16 protein-coding genes and 1 pseudogene are annotated in these 18,876 nt (G+C 62.1%); 4 read left to right on the plus strand and 13 right to left on the minus strand.

Going from position 1 to position 18,876, the window contains the following annotated elements:
• Window positions 1-4: 4 nt before the first annotated feature.
• The 12 genes and pseudogenes from EEQ99_RS05935 to EEQ99_RS05995 all read right to left on the minus strand — a co-directional run bounded on the left by EEQ99_RS05935 (window position 5) and on the right by EEQ99_RS05995 (window position 11,262).
• Window positions 5-748: a FadR/GntR family transcriptional regulator gene (locus EEQ99_RS05935; protein ID WP_127430134.1), complete on the minus strand. Its 744-nt coding sequence runs from the start codon at window positions 746-748 to the stop codon at window positions 5-7.
• 337 nt (window positions 749-1,085) lie between these two features.
• Complete coding sequence (locus EEQ99_RS05940) at window positions 1,086-1,643, minus strand: GNAT family N-acetyltransferase (protein WP_127430135.1); 558 nt, start codon at window positions 1,641-1,643, stop codon at window positions 1,086-1,088.
• Window positions 1,644-1,934: 291 nt separating this feature from the next.
• A complete protein-coding gene (locus EEQ99_RS05950; RefSeq protein ID WP_127430136.1) occupies window positions 1,935-2,978 on the minus strand; it encodes a flavin-containing monooxygenase in 1,044 nt (347 codons plus the stop codon).
• A gap of 319 nt (window positions 2,979-3,297) precedes the next feature.
• Window positions 3,298-3,669 (minus strand): ArsR/SmtB family transcription factor, encoded by a 372-nt coding sequence (locus EEQ99_RS05955; protein WP_127430137.1) that lies wholly within the window; start codon window positions 3,667-3,669, stop codon window positions 3,298-3,300.
• Between the two features lie 245 nt (window positions 3,670-3,914).
• Window positions 3,915-4,679: a 2-dehydro-3-deoxy-D-gluconate 5-dehydrogenase KduD gene (gene kduD / locus EEQ99_RS05960; protein WP_280178053.1), complete on the minus strand. Its 765-nt coding sequence runs from the start codon at window positions 4,677-4,679 to the stop codon at window positions 3,915-3,917.
• Window positions 4,676-5,512, minus strand: a complete 837-nt coding sequence (kduI, locus tag EEQ99_RS05965; protein WP_127430138.1) for a 5-dehydro-4-deoxy-D-glucuronate isomerase — start codon at window positions 5,510-5,512, stop codon at window positions 4,676-4,678. Before kduI ends, kduD begins: the two co-directional genes overlap by 4 nt.
• Before the next feature lie 615 nt (window positions 5,513-6,127).
• Window positions 6,128-6,274, minus strand: a complete 147-nt coding sequence (locus tag EEQ99_RS05970; protein WP_003548073.1) for a DUF1127 domain-containing protein — start codon at window positions 6,272-6,274, stop codon at window positions 6,128-6,130.
• 189 nt (window positions 6,275-6,463) lie between these two features.
• Window positions 6,464-7,447: a 3'-5' exonuclease gene (locus EEQ99_RS05975; RefSeq protein ID WP_127430139.1), complete on the minus strand. Its 984-nt coding sequence runs from the start codon at window positions 7,445-7,447 to the stop codon at window positions 6,464-6,466.
• Window positions 7,448-7,459: 12 nt separating this feature from the next.
• A pseudogene (locus tag EEQ99_RS05980) lies at window positions 7,460-8,859 on the minus strand (sensor histidine kinase).
• Window positions 8,856-9,530 (minus strand): response regulator transcription factor, encoded by a 675-nt coding sequence (locus tag EEQ99_RS05985; protein ID WP_097622828.1) that lies wholly within the window; start codon window positions 9,528-9,530, stop codon window positions 8,856-8,858. Before EEQ99_RS05985 ends, EEQ99_RS05980 begins: the two are co-directional and overlap by 4 nt.
• Before the next feature lie 146 nt (window positions 9,531-9,676).
• The gene (locus EEQ99_RS05990) at window positions 9,677-10,276 is read right to left on the minus strand and encodes a class I SAM-dependent methyltransferase (protein WP_063476223.1); all 600 of its coding nucleotides are present in this window, start codon (window positions 10,274-10,276) and stop codon (window positions 9,677-9,679) included.
• A gap of 95 nt (window positions 10,277-10,371) precedes the next feature.
• Window positions 10,372-11,262, minus strand: a complete 891-nt coding sequence (locus EEQ99_RS05995) for a haloalkane dehalogenase (protein WP_063476224.1) — start codon at window positions 11,260-11,262, stop codon at window positions 10,372-10,374.
• An 89-nt stretch (window positions 11,263-11,351) separates the two neighbouring features.
• Here EEQ99_RS05995 and EEQ99_RS06000 point away from each other — a divergent pair, with 89 nt between their 5' ends.
• The 3 genes from EEQ99_RS06000 to EEQ99_RS06010 all read left to right on the plus strand — a co-directional run bounded on the left by EEQ99_RS06000 (window position 11,352) and on the right by EEQ99_RS06010 (window position 14,357).
• A complete protein-coding gene (locus EEQ99_RS06000; protein ID WP_097622830.1) occupies window positions 11,352-11,774 on the plus strand; it encodes a MarR family winged helix-turn-helix transcriptional regulator in 423 nt (140 codons plus the stop codon).
• Window positions 11,775-11,832: 58 nt separating this feature from the next.
• Window positions 11,833-13,101 (plus strand): flavin monoamine oxidase family protein, encoded by a 1,269-nt coding sequence (locus EEQ99_RS06005; protein WP_127430140.1) that lies wholly within the window; start codon window positions 11,833-11,835, stop codon window positions 13,099-13,101.
• A 224-nt stretch (window positions 13,102-13,325) separates the two neighbouring features.
• Window positions 13,326-14,357 carry an aldo/keto reductase gene (locus EEQ99_RS06010; RefSeq protein WP_097622832.1) on the plus strand — a complete coding sequence of 344 codons (1,032 nt, stop codon included), beginning with the start codon at window positions 13,326-13,328 and terminating at the stop codon, window positions 14,355-14,357.
• A 108-nt stretch (window positions 14,358-14,465) separates the two neighbouring features.
• Here the strand turns inward: EEQ99_RS06010 and EEQ99_RS06015 are convergent, their stop codons facing one another.
• A complete protein-coding gene (locus EEQ99_RS06015) occupies window positions 14,466-16,250 on the minus strand; it encodes a trimethylamine N-oxide permease (protein ID WP_047613331.1) in 1,785 nt (594 codons plus the stop codon).
• Between the two features lie 248 nt (window positions 16,251-16,498).
• Between EEQ99_RS06015 and EEQ99_RS06020 the strand changes: the two genes are divergently transcribed.
• A complete protein-coding gene (locus EEQ99_RS06020; RefSeq protein ID WP_063476226.1) occupies window positions 16,499-18,868 on the plus strand; it encodes a trimethylamine N-oxide demethylase in 2,370 nt (789 codons plus the stop codon).
• The last annotated feature ends 8 nt before the right edge of the window (window positions 18,869-18,876 follow it).

Consider the following 18,876-nt stretch of genomic DNA (forward strand, 5'->3'; position numbering starts at 1 on the left):
AGGATTATACCGTAGCGTCGCGTAGCTCTTCGAAGCGCGCCGCACTTTTCGACAGGTGGGTTCGGATAGCCCGGCGTGCGGCGGCCTCCTCGCGGTCACGGATCGCCGCGAATATCGCGTGGTGTTCCCGGCGCATGCGTGCCGCATGGCGCTTGCGCTCGGCTGCCGTCATCTTGTCCAGGCGCGCCCATTGCCGCGGCACCATGATGTCCCCGAACGTATCGAAAAGGCGGCTGTAATAGGAGTTCTGCGTCGCGACCAGAATGGACCTGTGAAAGGCGTAATCCTCCTGCGCGCCGTATCCGCCCTCCTCGAGCGCCCTGTCGAGGGCATCGAGACGATCCTGCATGCGGTCGATGTCCTCCGACGTGCGCCGCAGCGCGGCAAGGCCGGCGGCTTCGTATTCGATCCCCATGCGCAGCTCCAGCACGCGCAGAACCTCGTCGATCGATTGCAGGTCGTTGGGAATGATGGAGAAGGATCGGGTCGTCGGATCGTTCGCGACGAAAGCCCCAAGGCCTTGCCGCGTGGTGATCAGGCCTTTCGCGCGCAGCGCGGCGAGCGCTTCGCGAACGATCGTCCGGCTGACGCCGGTCGCCTGCATGATCGCCTGTTCGGTCGGCAGACGCTGGCCGGGTTTCAGGTCGCCGGACTCGATCTGCGCCGTCAACGTATCCGCAAGGCCGCTGCGCAGGTTATTGGCCGGCTGCCGCATGGTGTTGAAGACCGCCTTGTCCCTGTCCGTCATCCCTATTGAATCCTGCGTGTCGATGCGGCTGCGCCGGCCTCATTTCCTTTTGCTAACGCATGCCGGCAGGAAAGGCAAAACGACGCCGGTCACGGCTCTGGCTTTTAGTTTGTGATTTCAAACCAGCGGCGGCCGAGTTGCGGCTAACTGGCCGAACAGACAATCCTTGCGCCTGAGGTTATTAGTGGCACTTCCTCCTTTCTAAAAGCAATGCAGTTTCGCTCTTCGACGAGTAAAGACGTGGTCTCATCGCAGTCGGCCGACCATGGTTTGTGATCAGCGGGCACTGCTGAAACGAGAGCCGTCACTGTTACGTCTTTATCTTCACGAGAAAGGCCTAGACCTCGCGGGACGGAAGCAATGCCTGGGCTGCAAATTCGTCTTTCGTGATCTCGTAAAAGACGTGGAGGACTGGCGTTCCGTCAGGCATTCTGATGATTTCCGTCTCTTCGATCAGGCGCGTGCCGAGCTTTTCAGTTGCCCGGCGCGAACGCATGCTTGCCTCCGCAATGCGGAAGTAGACAGTATCGACGAACCGGAATGCGTGACTCATCAAAATCCGCTTAATTTCGCGGTTCCAAGCGCCGCCCCAATAATCCCTGGCGAGATAGGACCAACCGATTTCCGCCTTGGAAGATTTCACATTGGGCATGTTAAAGCGAGACGAACCAATGATCCGGTTCGCAGCCTTGTCTATCACGGCCAGCGCCCCGCCTGAATCAAGGGCGGCATTAAAAAGCTCAATGAAAACGTCTTTCCGCCAGCGATTTGATGCCGGATGCAACTCCCAAAGCAGCGGATCGGATGCGACCGCATAAAGTGCGTCAAAATCCCCTTGGGTAAGCGGACGAATATGGACGCGCTGATTTTCGAAAACCGGTTGCCTGTCAAACATGTTTGCCTTCTTGAAAATTCTGCGGAAGTCGAACGAATGTTAATGGAGAATCGCCGGGCGACATAAATATACCACGACCACATTTCGCCTTCAGCGCTCAGACGCGCAATCGTGGATGCCGCCTATGCCGCGGCCCTCGCAGCTGGAGGAGTGGACAATGGTGCGGTCGCCTTGGCATAGGTTTCCGGTCGCAGGTGTCGGTCTATCATCAGCATCATCTCGTGAATCGTAACGCTGGGCGGAGCTCTTCGCCATGTTTTCCGCCGGCATCACCACGGATAGCGGCGGCCATCAGCGTCGCTTCATTGCCCTGACGATATAGGCGGCATCCGGGCCGACGCCGCGCAGGGTGGCGGACGCAAGATTACGCTGATTGGGGATGCCGACAAAGAACAGACCCGGTACCAGATCGGCAACCCCGTTGTGCTGCCTGGGCCGGCCGTCGACATCGAGCGCGCCCAGCAGCTCTGCGAGGAAGCTGGCCGTGGGGCGGTAGCCGGTCGCATAGATCACGGCATCAATCTCATTCTCCTCGCCATCCGGCCAAGCGACCCCGTTTTCGGTATAGCGGCTGAACATCGCGCGGTGTCGCGGACGGCCCGCCGCGATGATGGCCTTATAAGTGCCGTTATCGAGAACCGGCGTTCCCTCGCCATTGAACAGGCGGGTGCGGTCAAAGCGCGTCAGCCAGAGCCAATAGTGCAGGTCCACGCCAAGCACGCGCGCAGGCAGATATTTGATTGGTTGCCGCGTGGCGAGGGTCACGTCCGCGCAATCCGCCAGCTCGGCCGCGATCTGGACAGCGGAGTTGCCCCCTCCCACCACAACGATGCGCTTTCCCTCGTATCCTGTCGGGTTACGGTAGGCGTAGGCGTGGAGGGTTGTTCCCTTGAATGTGTTTTCGCCGGGTATCTTCGGCCAGTTTGGCGTGGCGAAACCGCCTGCTGCGACGATCACGTTGGCAGCTTCGAACACGTTGCCGCCATCGTTCAGAGCCGTGAATAGCTGACCATCATGCCGCACCGATACGATGTTGCAGCGCGTGCGGATTGGGAAGCCGAAACGGTCGGCATAGGCCGCAAGATAGGCGCTGACCTCATTCTTGCGCGGACATTCACCTGCCGCCTTGGGGAAGGCCATTCCGGGCAACTCGGAGAAGCGCCGCGGCGAAAAGAGTGTGAGGCTGTCATAATAGAGGTTCCACGCTCCACCGACGGCGTCGGACGCTTCCAGAACAAGGAAGTTCAGACCCGCGCGTTGTAGGTGCCAGGCGGCCGCGAGCCCCGCCTGACCTGCGCCGATGACCAGTGCATCCAGATTTTGAACAGCTGTCATTTGGAAAATACCTCTTTTGCAACCTACGTCGCGATAAGCGTTCTTCAGAATGGAGAGGGAGCGTAGAAATTCCTGATCCCGACCACAGGGTGGTCACAGCAGGCCGCGAACCTCCCGAGCGATTGCACGCGTCGGCAAGATGGATCGGTGCGGTAGAGATGCGCCGCCAAGAAGGACTGGAATGCCAGTGCTTGTGCAGCTCATGAAAGTTGTCGCGGCGATCAACATGGCGCGCCTGCGATCCGAGGCTGCACGGGAGCAATAAATAGTACATGCATCTGTGCGTCCTTATGCATATTTATGGCAAAACTCTATCGATCTATCGCGGCTTGGCCGGGCAACACAGCGGCAGCAGAGCTCTGAGCTGGCCCAGGATTGCCTCAAAGCGCTGGACGCTGGCGGAAGCGTCAAGTTCATAGAACACATGCCGCCCTTCCTGGCTGGCGCACACGATCCCCCCGCGTTCGAGCACTTGGAGATGCCGAGAGATCACCGAGCGGTCCTGCGGAAGCTCTTCGGCGATGGCACCAACATCCGATCGGCCCTTTCGGATCAGGACCAATATGATCTCGATGCGGACGGGTTCGCACAGAGCGCGGAAGAACTGCGCATCGAGGATGCGGGCAATTTTGTCGGCCGCAGCTTGGCGACTCATAGAGGAGCTATCGATTGTGGTGGAATTCTGCGTCATTAAGAATGTATATGTGCACATTCATGCACGCGTCAATAGGTTAGGCGATGTAGTCACCCAAAAGTGGCGCCTGGGCTGTGCCAGCATAGGCGTTAGTCCTCCTCCAGCGCTTGTTCCTCACGCTCCGCCAAGCCCTCAAGCTCGCGATCGAGCAACGGCAGCTCTATGCCGACAGCGCCGCGTATCTTCTCAGACGCGCGGCGCTGTCGCACTTTGAACTATGCAGTCGTCGTTCAATGGGCGGATCACCGCGCCAGCCAACCGCCATCGACGGGTAGCACCGTTCCATGCACGTAGTCGGACGCCGACGATGCCAGGAATACGGCAGCACCGCCGAGTTCGGACGGCGTTCCCCAGCGCCCGGCCGGGATGCGGGCAAGGATGGCGGCATTGCGGTCGGCATCCTCGCGCAGCGCCGTGGTGTTGTTGGTCACGAAGTAGCCGGGGGCGATGGCGTTGACGTTGACGCCCTTGCCGGCCCACTCGCAGGCCAGCAGCTTGGTCAGTCCGGCAAGCCCGCTTTTCGAGGCGGTATAGGACGGGATCCGGATGCCGCCCTGGAAGGAGAGCAGCGAGGCGATGTTGATGATCTTGCCCCTGCCCTTCTCGACCATATGGCGGCCGGCCGCTTGCGACAGGAAGAAGGCGGTCTTCAGATTGACGTCGATCACCGCATCCCAGTCCTCCTCGGTGAAGTCGAGCGCATCGGCACGGCGGATGATGCCGGCATTGTTGACGAGGATGTCGAGGCCGCCGAAAGTCTGGATGGTCTCGGCGACGATCCCCTTTACCGGTTCGATGCTGGCGAGATCGGCCTTGATGACATGGAAGCGGCTTCCCGCTTGCTTCACCAGCGCCTCGGTTTCGTCCATCGAGGAGCGGCCGACGGCGACGATCGACGCGCCGGCCTCGGCCAGCGCCGCCGCGATCGCCTGGCCGAGGCCGGTATTGGCGCCGGTAACGACGGCAGTCCTGCCGGACAGGTCGAAGGGATTGGCCACGGCGCTCACCTCAGATCCGCAATGGCGATATGGTCCATGTCGGTGAAGCTCTTATTGTCGCCGGCCATCGCCCAGATGAAGCTGTAGTTCTTGGTGCCGGCGCCCGAATGGATCGACCAGGGCGGCGAGATGACCGCCTGCTCGTTGGCGACGAGCATATGCCGGGTCTGTTGCGGCTCGCCCATGAAGTGGAAGACGCGCTGCTCGGCTTCGAGATCGAAATAGAGATAGGCTTCCATGCGGCGGTCATGCGTATGGGCCGGCATGGTGTTCCAGACGCTGCCCGGCTCGATCATGGTGAAGCCGAGCGTGAGCTGGCAGGACTGGCAGACGTCCGGATGGATGAACTGGTAGATCGACCGCTTGTTGGCCGTCGCGGCTTCACCGGGCGTCAGGTGACGGGCCTTTTCGCGGGTGAGCAACACGGTCTGGTGCGTTTGATGGGCCGGAGTCGAGACCAGATAGAACTTTGCCGGATTGGCGGCATCGGCGCTCTCGAACCGGATATCCTTGGCACCCTTGCCAGCATAGAGGCAATCATACTTGGCGAGATCGTAGCTGGTACCGTCGACGACGATACGGCCGGCGCCGCCGATGTTCAGCGCGCCGAGTTCACGCTCGGCAAGGAAGGTTTCCTGTCCGATCGCCGTCGGCGCCGTCAGTGTCAGCCCGGTATCGAGCGGTGTGGCGCCGCCGATGACCATGCGGTCGTAATGGGAATAGGTGAGCCGGATCTCGCCGCCCTCGAAGATCGTCTCGACCAGAAAGTGACGCCGCAGCGTTTCGGTGTCGAAATTGCGCACTGCCTCGGGATGGGAGGCATGTCTGACGTCGGTCTGCATGTCGAATTCCTCAGTTTTCGTTGTCGTCAAGCGTTGTTGCTGTCGCGAAAGCCGGCTCGGTTCGACCGTCCGCTCCGCTCGGCAATGAACCATACGGTTACATAGTTGTACGACAAGTTCGGAGTCAATATGTTTCTGCAGGCTCGCGCGCGGCAGCAAGCGGACCGGGAAAATAGGGAATAAAATCAACAATAAACGGGAAAACTGTCACCTCCCAAGCGACGGATCGCAGGTGCTCGTTTCTCAGCCCCGCTAGAATTTCTGTCGGCCAAAACGAAAAAGCCTGCCGCGGGAGGAGGTGCGGCAGGCTTTCGAAAAGAACCGAACGACAGCTGGGAGGAGGAGTGCTGTCGTTCCACAGACGACCCTGGGAGGAGGATGGGGCGCCTGTATATCGAAGGGATGCGGGAGGAGGTGCATCGCTTCGATAGAAATAATCATACTTATTTCTTGCCCAGTTGATAGGCATTTCTTTGCAAGGCAGCTATGCGTTATGCGAAAAGCGGGCACCTCGACTGCCCGTGATCCATCCACCGGAAACACAAAAGCAAAGCGCCCGCTCGGGAGGAAGCAGGCGCTGGGCACAGTCTCGAAAATGCGTAGTCTTAGTTGCCGTTAGCGGGCGATGGCTGCGCGGGCGACATTGCGGATTTCGCTGCGGCCGATGCCGAGGTCGTCCAGTTCGCGTGCGGACATGCGACCCAGTTCAGCGACCGTCTGACGGTACTTGCGCCAGTTGTTAAAAGAGCGTGCTACGTTCATGATGATCCCCTTTCCGTGGGCTTTCGAAGCCTAGCTGCCAGTCCTTGGCGCTTCGTTCGCTTCGATGAGTTCTATATAGTACGAGACCTTCGATTGTTGCAGCGCCAATGCATCACTGCACCTATGCGATGCCTGCATGGGTCGCTATCTATTGGCGATTTCGCGGTCACGATCGGAACCGCTTCGCGATCAGGATTTGAAGCGATCGAAGGCCGTCAGCCGCACGAGCGGTGGTTCTGCTTCTTTCCACCGGTAAATCTCCGCGCGCAGATAGGAAAGCTCGTCACCGAGGCCGTCTTCGTCGACCTCGATCCACCACGACTTCAGCCGGCCATCGCTTCCATCAGACCAGCGATAGCCCCTCGCCTTCAGGTGGTCCTTCATCTCGAACGGGCTGTGTTCGGCAAAGATACGGATGCGCGAACGCTGGCTGGCGCGATAAAGCTCGGTGAACGGGCTTTCACTCTCGCCGCCCTGCTCTCGATCCAGAATTTCCAGCAGCGCGTGGCAATCGTCCACCGCGCGATGGCCGTCATGGAAATATCCGGCCTGGCCGACGAGATAGCCGAGCTTCGTGCCCTCGAAACCGCGGGCGCTCCAGTCGATCTCCGACACCGAGCATGCCCAGGCCTTGCCGGCGAAAACCGTCGAGAAGGCCTCGCAGAACGGCCGGTCGAAACCGGCATTGTGGGCAATGATCAGATCCGCCGGCTCGATCAGGGACCGCAACGCCTGGATATCGATGACCTGTCCTTCGACCATCGCATCGGTGATGCCCGTCAGCCGGGTGATCTCGGGCGGGATCGGCCGGGACGGTTGTTGCAGGCCGCCATAAATGCCGACGACGTCGCCGATCACGCCGTCATCGTCGAAGGTGAAGGCGACGGCGCCGATTTCGATGATCTCGTCGTTGCGGTGGTTGAGACCTGTCGTCTCGGTGTCGAGAACGACGCCGAGCCGCGAAAATCCCGGCCGTCTGACGGGCGCAATCGGCCGGGCGGCCAGTTTTCTCAGGATGCGATAATTGCCGCTCTCTTCCAGCGTCCGCGCCATGTCTTCTTGGGAAGAGCCGGCCGGCTGCGACGGCGGCCGGCGCGATGGACCGCGCGCCTTGGCGATCGCGGGCGATGCCTTGGCAAACATGTCGAGTTGCGAATCTCTATGCACGCTCATCGAATCTATATGTCACGGAGAGGCGATTGAATCCATCACTCGCGCCAGCCGCTGTGGAGTGTCCCCACCTGCGGCCCTCTCCAGCGGGAAGCTCAGCCGGCAGACCGCGCCGGGATTGCGGTTGTCGATCGTCACCTCGCCGCCATGCAAACGGATGATGTCGCGAACCAGATTGAGGCCGAGGCCAGCGCCGCGTCCGTCATGATGGCGCTTGAAGAAGGGCTCGAATATCCGATCCCGGACATCGGCGGGAATGCCTGGTCCCTCGTCGCTGACCTCGATCCAGTTGCAGCCTGACGTCAGCGAGATGATGCCTTTCCTGCCGCCGTGGTTGATCGCGTTCTGCAGGATGTTCATCAGGGCGCGCTGCAGCGCCAGAGGATCGCCGTCGATCTCTCCGGCGCCGTCGACCTCGAACTGCACCGTATAACCGGCGGCAAAGGCCAGCGGCGCCATCTCGATGATGACCTTGCGCGCCAGCTGCCCCAAATCGACCTTGCTGAACTGGACCTTGCCCTGTTTCAGCCGCTGAAGATCGAGCATCTGCTCGGTGAGGACGGCGAGCCTTGCGGCATCTTCCAGAAGGTCGGTCTTGATCGAACTGTGCGGCAGGGATCCAATTCTCGTATTCAGAATGGCGATTGGCGTGCGCAGTTCATGGGCGGCGTCGGTCAGAAACCGTTCCTGCCGCTCATACCCTCGTCGAGACGGCCGAGCGCGCGGTTGACGGCACGCACCAGCGGCGCGATCTCGTCGGGAATATCGTCTGCCGAGAGCCGGCCGCCGCGCTGGTCGATATCGATCGTATCGGCCTGGAGCGCGGCCTGGTCGATCCCGACCAGCGACCTTCGCACGACGAGCGGCGTTGCGATCAGCGCTCCCAACGCCATCACCGCAACGATGGGAATCACCATTTTCGCAAGGATCAGCGAAACGCCGAACAGGAAAGGGGCGAGCGGGTTGGGGCCGTCGGTGCCGGTCAGGAACTGCACCTGTCCCCCATCCATCGCAATCCACTTCATCCTTGCCGCCGGACGGTCGTGGTCGCCGAGATTCTCGCCGAAGCGCGCCTGGCCGACATGATCGAGCGTATTGCCGATGCTGGCATATTCTTCCGGAATCCGGCCCTCGGTCAAAACATGCCCCTGCATGTCGCGAATGGTGTACCAGAGATCGGGCGCATCTTTCCGCAACTGCCTGATATCCTCGGTCTCCCTTAGGCCCAACGCTCCGGTGGGCTGGCGGAAGACGGCCTGGTGCAGAATCTCGATCGTACCTTCCGTCGACCGGTAATCCCATATCTTGGCCACCGAGATCAGCACGATCATCACCAGGATGAGCACGACCGACTGGACGGCAAGAAGCCGCCAGAACAGCCGCTTGTGCAGCGAATAGGAGCAATGTTTGCTCATGATGCCTCACGCAGGAGATAACCCACGCCCCGGATAACGTTGATGACCACGCCCGCCTCCGACGCTGCCAGCTTGCGCCGCAGCCGCGATATGTGGGAATCGAGCGCGTTCGACTGGATCTCGTCGTCGAAGCCGAAAACCGCTTCCATCAAGGCCGGTCGCGGCACCATGCGGCCGGCCCGGCGCACGAGGCATTCGAGCACCAGCGCTTCCCGGCGCGGCATTTCCAGACGCCGGCCGGAGACGATGATCTCGCAATAGGTCGGATCGAATGAAAGCCGGCCGATCGAGATCAGCGCGGGGCGCAAGGTTTCGGAGCGGCGCATGACGGCACGCAGCCGCGCCAGAAGTTCGTCGAAGACGAAGGGCTTGGCGAGGTAATCGTCGGCGCCGGTCTCCAAGCCGGTGATCCTGTCTGGAACCTCTCCCTTGGCGGTGATGACGATGACCGGTAGCGTCAATCCCCTTTTGCGGATCTTCGGAATAAGCTCAAGACCGTCGCCGTCTGGCAGCTGCCGATCCAGGAGGACGGCGTCATAGGCGCCGTCGCCGATCACCAGTTCGGCGTCGCCCAAGCTCGAAACGTGGTCCATCACCATGTCGTGCCTGGTGAGCGCCCCTCGGAGTGCTGCGGCCATTTGAGGTTCATCCTCGATCAGTAATATGCGCATCTCACATTCCTGTCGCAGGGCCTATGGGGGCTTGTCGGGGCCGTCGATCCATAGGTGGAAACCATATCACCCTCAAGCAAGTCTGCGGTGCCCGTGGCGTATCGAATGCAAGAGCGCCGCTTCGTCGCAAAGGATCGTATCCGTCATCATGCGCGGCGCTGCTCGATCAGGGCCATTGGCTGGTAGCGGCGGCTGATGCGATAGACCGCGGCCGGCGGAATATTGCGCAACGTCCAGCCGATCTTTTTTGAGACAAGGCCGAGGGCGTCGAGGATTTCGGCAGGCACCGGGCATTTCGGCCCGTAGGTGAATTGATAGAAGGCGCCGTGCGGCCTGAGGTTGGCAAAGCAGTCCTCGAGCAGCGCCTGCACGTCGTCCGGCCGCATGGCAAGAAGCGGAAGCCCGCTGACGACGCCGCCGAAGAAACTTCCGGAAAGCGACGTCTTCCACATCTGCCGCACGTCCACCTGCAGCACCCTGGCATCGGGAAAGCGGTCCTGCAACAGCGTGGCGAAATCACGCTCGTATTCCACCAGCGTCAGATCCCGCTCGGCAATGCCGCGTTGCAAAAGGGCCGCGGTGAAAACGCCGGTGCCCGGACCGAGTTCGAGAACCGGCCCGGTGAGCGCAGAAATTTCCTTGGTCATCAGGCCCGCAAGGCGGGGGCCTGATGGTGTGATCGAAGCGATGCGCAACGGCGCGCGAAGCCAGGCGAGAAGAAAGCGTCGTCGATCGAAACGGGGCATTGGACCTTCACAGCGGCTGATTGATCCCGCCCATGAACCGGCTCAACATTGCAACAGTCTGTCATGGCGCAGTCACGGTGACGCAGACGCAGATTTTATACCTGAGACTCGACCTTCGGCTGCGCTGCCCTGAGACCCCTCCTGTCGATCCAGCTTTTGATTTCGGCGGCAATCGCCTCGGGCTGGTCCTCGGGGGCAATGTGGCGCGAAGGCCCGCACCCCCTGGTCTCCAGGCCTGCGATGTTGTCGCGGCACCACGAAATCATCTCGCTGCCGATCAACAGCGTTTCGGCAGGCCCGTCGAAGGTCAGCAGCAGCTTGGGAGTCTGAGGACTGGCGGAAAGCCAGCGGTCATAGTTCTCGATCCTGGCGACCACATCGGCCGGCTCGCCGTTGATGGGCATAGCGCGCGGCCATTCCAGCAGCGGGCGCCGGCTGTTACGGTCCGGATAGGGAGCGCGGTAGACATCCCAGTCGGCATCGCTAAGCCCTTTCAGCGTGGTTGCACGCAAGGCCTGCTCAATGAAGAAATTTTCATCGAGGACCTTGGCCTCGCCTGTTCCGGCGCCCCGCAACAGTTCATAACGCGCCTTTCCGCCGCCTGGCAGATCCTCCCAGCTCATCGGCCGCAGGATGGTTTCCATGAAGGCGATGCCGCGCACACGTTCGGCGTGGCGCGAAGCCCAGTCGAATGCCAGCGCACCGCCCCAGTCGTGGCCGACGAGCACGACGTCGTCGAGGTCAAGCGCCTCGAACCAGGCGTCGAGATAGGCGATGTGATCGCCATAGCGATAGTCGATATCGGGTTTGCCGGAGCGTCCCATGCCGATCAGATCGGGCGCCAGGCAACGGCCTGGCCCGACGCCTGGCATGATGTTCCGCCAGAGATGCGATGAAGTGGGATTGCCGTGGAGGAAGACAATCGGGTCGCCCTCCCCCAGTTCCTCGTAGGAGATGAACGAGGTGAGAATATCGATGGTCGGCATATGGAGCTCCGCGCTTTCGTGCTATATAGGCAGGCAACTGTCCATTTATCATATAGACAGGTAACTGTCTATATTGCCGCGGGGGTTTCATGGCGTCTTCGTCCCTTGGCCTGTTGTTGCGTCTGGTCCATCAGCATTGGACACAGGCTGTCGAAGCGGCACTCGATGAGGCCGGCTACGGAGATATCCGCCCGCCGCACGCCAACGTCTTCACCTTCGCGCGACCCGAGGGCATTCAGGTCAGCGAGCTGACCAAGCTCGCCCGTGTTCGCAAGCAGACGATGACCCAGGCCGTGGAAGAACTCGAGCGCTTGGGTTATGTCGAGCGCCGGCCCGATCCGAACGATCGGCGCGGCCGGCTGGTGTTTCTGACGGAAAAAGGCCAAGGAGTCAGGCCGATAGCGATGGCGGCGGGCCGGCGCGTCGATGAAAGCTGGGCCGCCTTGACCAGCCAGCAGCAAATGGACGATCTGCGGACAGCGCTCCGGCGGCTGCTGGCACAGTTGCAATAGCGAAGCGGCACTGCCTTGCCCCTTTCCACTTAACCGTCGCACGACCGAAGGAAAATAGATGCCTGGTGACGATAGCAAGGGTGCCGACGCGGATGTCGTCATCATCGGCGGTGGAGCTGCCGGTATTGCCGCCGCCCGTCGCCTGCAGGCGCTCCGCCCGGACCTGTCCATCCTCCTGCTTGAAGCCGGCGATCGTCTCGGCGGGCGCGCCTGGACGGTTGGACTGCCTGACGCCGATATTGCGCTCGATCTCGGCTGCGGCTGGCTGCATGGCGCGCGGACCAATGCCTGGACTGCGATCGCCGGCGAGGTCGGACTGACGGTCGACCGCACGCCGGCGCCCTGGAACGACGGCGGACGCCAGCTTCAGCGTGATGGCGCGGAGGCGCGTGCCGCAAGGCAGGCGATCGGCGCCTATTTCGAGCGTCTCGAGAGCCATGAGGGGAATGACGCCGCCATGGCCGAATTGCTCGAGCCCGGCAATCCCTGGAACGGCCAGATCCGTGCGATCGGCACTTATATCACCGGCGCCGAGCTGGAGCGGTCGTCAATCGTCGATTACAACAGATATGATCCCGGCCCCGGTCCCGACTGGCGGGTGCGCGAGGGTTATGGAACGCTGGTCTCGCGTTACGGCAAGCCGGTTCCGGCAAGGCTCGGCACCGAGGTGACGCGCATCGACCACCGTCATGCCGGCCGTATCGGCATCGAGACGAACCAGGGTGTGCTCCGTGCCCGCGCCGTGCTGGTGACCGTGTCGACGAATGTGCTTGCCGCCGGCAGGATCGCCTTCGACCCGCCTGTGCCTGATAAGATCGAGGCGGCAGCCCGTTTGCCGCTCGGCCTCGCCGACAAGCTCTTCCTGAGGCTCGCAAATCCGGAGGCGCTGCCGGCGGATACGCATATGCTCGGTTCCACCAGTCGTGGCGCGACCGGCACCTATCAGCTCCGGCCGTTCGGCGCGCCTGTCGTCGAGGCCTATTTCGCCGGCGACCTCGCGCATGATCTGGAAGGGCAAGGCAGCGAGGCCGCCTTTTCCTTCGCGTGCAACGAATTGGCAGCGCATTTCGGCGCTGACATTCGCAAGCAATTGTCGGTCGCCGCACTGTCGGCCTGGGCCGCTGTGCCCCATATCGGCGGCTCCTATTCCTATGCCGAACCCGGCGCGTCCAATTTGCGCGGCCGTCTCGCCGCGCCGCATGACGGGCGGATCTTCTTTGCCGGCGAAGCCTGTTCGACGTCGCGCTATTCAACGGCGCACGGCGCCTACGAGACCGGGGTTGCTGCGGCCGATCTGATCGCCGGCTCGTTTTCGCAAAATCCGTAACCGTCGCCGGCTGCGACGGCAGGCGGGAAAATTTTTTCTCACTTGTCGCGAGGGCGGGATTGGCTATGCTCCCCCTCGCCCCTGCGCTGCGAGCTCAGGGCGCGGTACGTCATCCGGCGGCAAGCGGCCGCCTCAAGCTCAATATTGTCATTGATTGCAGGAGCCCCGGCTTCTACCCCGACCGTTTGCGCGTCGGCTGCGGGTATCCGCATGAGGAGGAAGAAATGGACTATCGCAAGCTCGGTCCCAGCGGGACCGTCGTCACCGCCTATTGCCTCGGCACCATGACGTTCGGCGCGGAGGCTGACGAGGCCGCCTCGCATAAACTGCTCGACGATTATTTCGCCTGGGGCGGCAATTTCATCGATACCGCCGATGTCTACAGCGCCGGCAAGTCGGAAGAGATCATCGGAGGCTGGCTGAAAGCGCGCCCGACCGAGGCCCGCCAGGCGATCGTCGCCACCAAGGGGCGTTTCCCGATGGGCAACGGACCCAACGATATCGGCCTGTCGCGCCGGCATCTCGGCCAGGCGCTCGACGATTCTCTGCGCCGCCTCGGCCTTGAGCAGATCGATCTCTATCAGATGCATGCCTGGGATGCGCTGACGCCGATCGAAGAGACGCTGCGCTTTCTCGACGATGCGGTTTCCTCCGGCAAGATCGCCTATTACGGCTTCTCCAATTATGTCGGCTGGCACATCGCCAAGGCCTCGGAAATCGCCAAGGCACGCGGTTATACCCGCCCGGTGACGCTGCAGCCGCAATATAACCTGCTGGTGCGCGACATCGAACTTGAGATTGTCGCGGCCTGCCAGGATGCCGGCATGGGCCTGCTGCCGTGGTCGCCGCTCGGCGGCGGCTGGCTGACCGGCAAGTACAAGCGCGACGAGATGCCGACGGGTGCTACCCGCCTCGGTGAAAACCCCAATCGCGGCGGCGAATCCTATGCGCCGCGCAATGCGCTGGAGCGAACCTGGGCGATCATCGCTGTTGTCGAAGAGATCGCCAAGGGGCATGGCGTCAGCATGGCGCAGGTGGCGCTCGCCTGGACGGCGGCACAGCCGGCGATCACCTCGGTCATCCTCGGCGCCCGTACGCCCGAACAGCTCGCCGACAATCTCGGCGCCATGAAGCTCAAGCTCTCCGATGATGACATGGCAAGATTGAACGAGGTGAGCGCCCCTCAGCCGTTCGACTATCCCTACGGCAAGGGCGGCATCAACCAGCGCCACCGCAAGATCGAGGGCGGCCGCTGAGTCTCCGCCCATAACCGGATGAGTCGTCTCGCCCGGTCTGCAACACCAACGAAGAAAGCCGCCATGTTTCCATGGCGGCTTTTCGGCCTTGCTGCTTGGGAGGCGATTTTAGGCCGGAAGCTGGAAGATCACGTTGGCGATCAGGACGATCGCCAAGCCGCCAGCGAGCGCCAGGTAAGGCAGGATGCCGGCTTTCTTGACGCCGAGATCCTGGCCGACCAGACCGAGATCCTCCATCGCGCCGGCCGGGAACTTGCCGCCGTCGCGCACATAGTGGCGATAGGCGAAGACGGGCAGGATCAGGGCGGCGAAGATGAAGCCGACCCAGAGCGCATTGGAATAGCCCCATACCTTGGCGCCGGCGCCGAGGAAGAGGGCGTTGACGAAGGCGAGCACGGTGTTGAGGCCGATCAGCCACGTCGGCGCCTTCCAGGGGCGTTCGATATGGCCGGAATCCACCCGGTGGATCCAGCCGGAGTTGAGGTTCAGGAAGTTGAAGATGATGTAGCCGACATTCGAGACGGCGAGCACGAAGAAATAGCCGCCGACATCCGAGGCGATTGCCAGCAGGAAGAGATTGAAGGCGAAATCGGTCCACATCGCCCGCGTCGGCGCGCCATTCTCATTGACGTGGTCGAGGTATTTCGGCAGCCAGCCGTCCTTCGAGCCCTGGTAGAGCGTGCGCGAAGAGCCGGCCATCGCCGTCATGATGGCGAGGAAGAGCGCCATGATCATCAACACGACGAGCAGTTGGGTGACGACCCGGCCGGCGCCGATCAGGCCGCCGAGCGCTTCGGCAACGCCGGTGCCGTCGACGATGCCGGGGGCGAGCATGCCTGCATGGCCGAGAACGCCCTGGAAGGCGAAGGGGACGAGGAAGAAGAACAGGCAACAGGCAAGGCCGGAATAGAAGATCGCCTTGAAGGTGTCGGTCTTCGGGTTCTTCAGTTCGCGGGTGTAGCAGACCGCCGTCTCGAAGCCGTAGGTCGACCAGGCGGCGATATAGAGGCCGCCGAGGAAGAGCGTCCAGCCGCCGTTGCTCCAGGTGCCGTCGGCGGCGGCATAGGCTGCCGTCGGCGGCACGAGGCCGGTGACGTTGGTGGCAAGGATCTGGCCGCTGACGATCGGGTAAAGACCGATGATCAGCAGCGGCACCAGCACGATGATGGCCAGCCACTTCTGTACGCTGGCCGTTTCCGAGATGCCGCGATGCTGGATCGCGAAGATGATCAGCATCAGGATGCCGCCGATGAAGAAGGTGGCATTGATATTGGCGGTGGCAAGGAAGGGGATGTTGAAGGTGACGAGCGACCAGTTGCGGATCGCCGGCGTGAGCGCCGCGACACCGTCGGTGCTGAGCAATGCCTTGACGGCGTCATCGGGGGTGGTGCCGGCATGGGCGGCGATATATTCGGCGACGCGGGGGCTATCGGCCGTGATGGAAGCGGCATGGGCGGCGATCCAGTCGAGGACCATTTGCGAATCCGCCGCCGGAATCGGGTAGAAGGCATTGAGGATGTAGCCGGCGGCGATGGCGCAGCCGAGCGACAGCACCGGCGACCAGGCAAACCAGTTGCACCAGACCGACAGCGGCGCGATGAATTTCGAATAACGCAGCCAGGCGGTGGCGCCATAGACCGAGGCGCCGCCGGATTTGTTGCCGAACATGCCGGCGATTTCGGCATAGGTGAAGGATTGCAGGAAACCCATCACCATCGAGATGATCCAGACGACGAAGGCGAGCTTGCCCGTCGTGCCCGCGATACCGCCGATGGAGAAAAGAACGAGCGGCGGCACGCCCGCAGCCACCCAGAATGCGCCCTTCCAATCGAGCGCGCGTACAAGCTTACCCTCGGTGCCGGATGCAATTCCGGCCTCCACAACATCTGTCATCGGTGAAATTCCCCATTCGATTTGTTCCGGACGTATCTTTGTACGTCTCCCTGAACGTGTCTCCCTGACAGTCTCAAGCCGGCCCGGATGATTTTGGCGATCCGTGTTCCCGACGGATTCCCCGAGTCTCAACTCTTTATGCATAGTGAAGATATTTTCTTTTTAGTCAACATGACTTTACTTTCCCGAGGCATTTTGTAACCTGTATGGGTGTGCCCCAGGGTACGCCGATCCCCCATGAGGGCAGCATGCGAGAACTTCATCCTGCTACGAGCGGCCTGCGCCCGGCGACTGCGAGCCTCGTGCATTATCCCGGCATTCCCACCCTGCCGGAGGGAACCGAGCGCTACCGGGCAAAGGGCGGCGGATCGGTCGTCCTGCGCGTCGCGCCGGGCGACCGCGTCAGCGTCATCGACAGCGAGGGCGGGCAGGTCTGCGAGATCTCTTTCCTCGACGAAAAGGGACGATTCCGGGCGGCCGGTCTTGGTGCGGCATTCAGCAATTCAGCCGAGGGTTTGAAGGCCATTCTTCAGGCAGAGCATGAGAGCGCCGCACGCACGCGCGTAGCGCTTCAGCGCCGCGGCGCCGATCTGGCTTCGGCCGGAGCGCTTCGCATTTTCGGGGCGGGATCGACCCCGGGCAGCCAAGCGGATTTCACGATTGCCATGAAGGGCCTGCTGATTGTCGCGGCACCCGCCGCAGCCATGTCGCCGGAGGCGCAGGATACGGCGACGCCGATCGAGATCAGGATCAAGCGCAGCCTGCTGATCCGCGATTACGCCTCGGCCCTGCCGGAACCGGTCGCCGATCCGGTCGAGGATATCCGCATCCGGGCGGCGACCGCCGCTGCCTATTTCGTACGTGCCGGCGAATTCATCCAGATCATCGACGTCTATGGACGCCAGTGCACCGATTTCCAGGCGTTTGCCGCCCGCAAGGTCGACAAAGGCCTCGATCTCGCGCTTGATTCCACCGTCACCCGCACGCTGCTCGGCCGCAGCTATCCCATGCCTGGCCTGCCCTCCAAGGCCTTCGACCGCGACTTCGAGCCGCTGGTCGAGATCGTCCAGGATACGGTCGGGCGCCACGACGCTTTCGCGACCGCCTGCAATGCGCGTTACTACGACGACATGGGCTATCCCGGCCACGTCAACTGCACGGATAATTTCAACGCGGCGCTGGCGCCCTACGGCATTGCCGGCCGCAAGGGCTGGGAAGCGCTGAACTATTTCTACAACACCAATATCGACCACAACAACCAGCTCTATCTCGACGAGCCATGGTCGCGTCCCGGCGATTACGTGCTGATGCGGGCGCTGACCGATCTCGTCTGCGTCTCCTCGTCCTGTCCCGACGATATCGACGCGGCGAACGGCTGGGATCCGACGGATATCCACGTCCGCACCTTTTCCGGAAAAGAGAAATTCTCACGAGCGGTAGCCTATCGCATGACCCCAGATGCCGACGCCGAACTGACGCGCGAAACCGCCTTCCATCCTCGCCTCTCCGCCTTGACGCGGGACTACGCCGAATATCGCGGCTACTGGCTGCCGAACCGCTTTTCCAGCGAAGGGCCGGTCGAGGAATATTGGGCCTGCCGCGAGCGCGCCGCCGTCATCGATCTCTCGCCCTTGCGGAAGTTCGAGGTGACGGGGCCGGATGCCGAGGAACTGCTGCAATATTGCCTGACGCGCGACGTGCGCAAACTGTCGACCGGCCAGGTCGTCTATTCCGCCATGTGCTACGAAAACGGCGGCATGATCGATGACGGCACGCTGTTCAGGCTCGGCGACAAGAATTTCCGCTGGATCGGCGGCGATGATTTCAGCGGCATATGGCTGCGTCAACAGGCCGAGAAGAAGGGCTTCAAGGCCTGGGTCCGCTCCTCGACCGACCAGATGCACAATATCGCCCTCCAGGGGCCGAAGAGCCGCGATATCCTGAAGCAGATCATCTGGACGGCGCCGCGCCAGCCTGAAATCGGCGAGCTCGAATGGTTCCGCTTCACCGTCGGTCGCATCGGCGGCTTCGAGGGCGCCCCTGTCGTCGTCTCGCGCACGGGCTATACCGGCGAGCTCGGCTATGAGATCTTCTGTCATCCGAAGGATGCGCTGACGGTGTTCGACGCCGTCTGGGAGGCAGGCCAGCCGCACGGGTTGAAGCCGATGGGGCTGGAGGCGCTCGACATGGTCCGCATCGAGGCGGGCCTGATTTTCGCCCATCACGAATTCACCGACCAGACGGACCCGTTCGAGGCCGGCATCGGTTTCACCGTGCCGCTGAAATCCAAGCAGGATGATTTCATCGGCCGCGAGGCATTGATCCGGCGCAAGGAGCATCCGCGCCACCTGCTCGTCGGCCTCGACATCAAGGCCAACGAGGCCGTCGGTCATGGCGATTGCGTCCATATCGGCCGGGCCCAGGTCGGCGTCGTCACCAGTGCCACGCGCTCGCCTGTTCTCGGCAAGACCATCGCGCTCGCCCGCATCGACGTGATGCATGCAAGCCCCGGCACCGAGGTCGAAATCGGCAAGCTCGACGGCCACCAGAAGCGCCTGCCGGCGACGATCGTGCCGCTTTCGCACTACGACCCGCAGAAGACACGGCCGCGCTCGTAACCCCTGTT

This window comes from Rhizobium anhuiense (assembly GCF_003985145.1).
Lineage (GTDB): Bacteria > Pseudomonadota > Alphaproteobacteria > Rhizobiales > Rhizobiaceae > Rhizobium > Rhizobium anhuiense.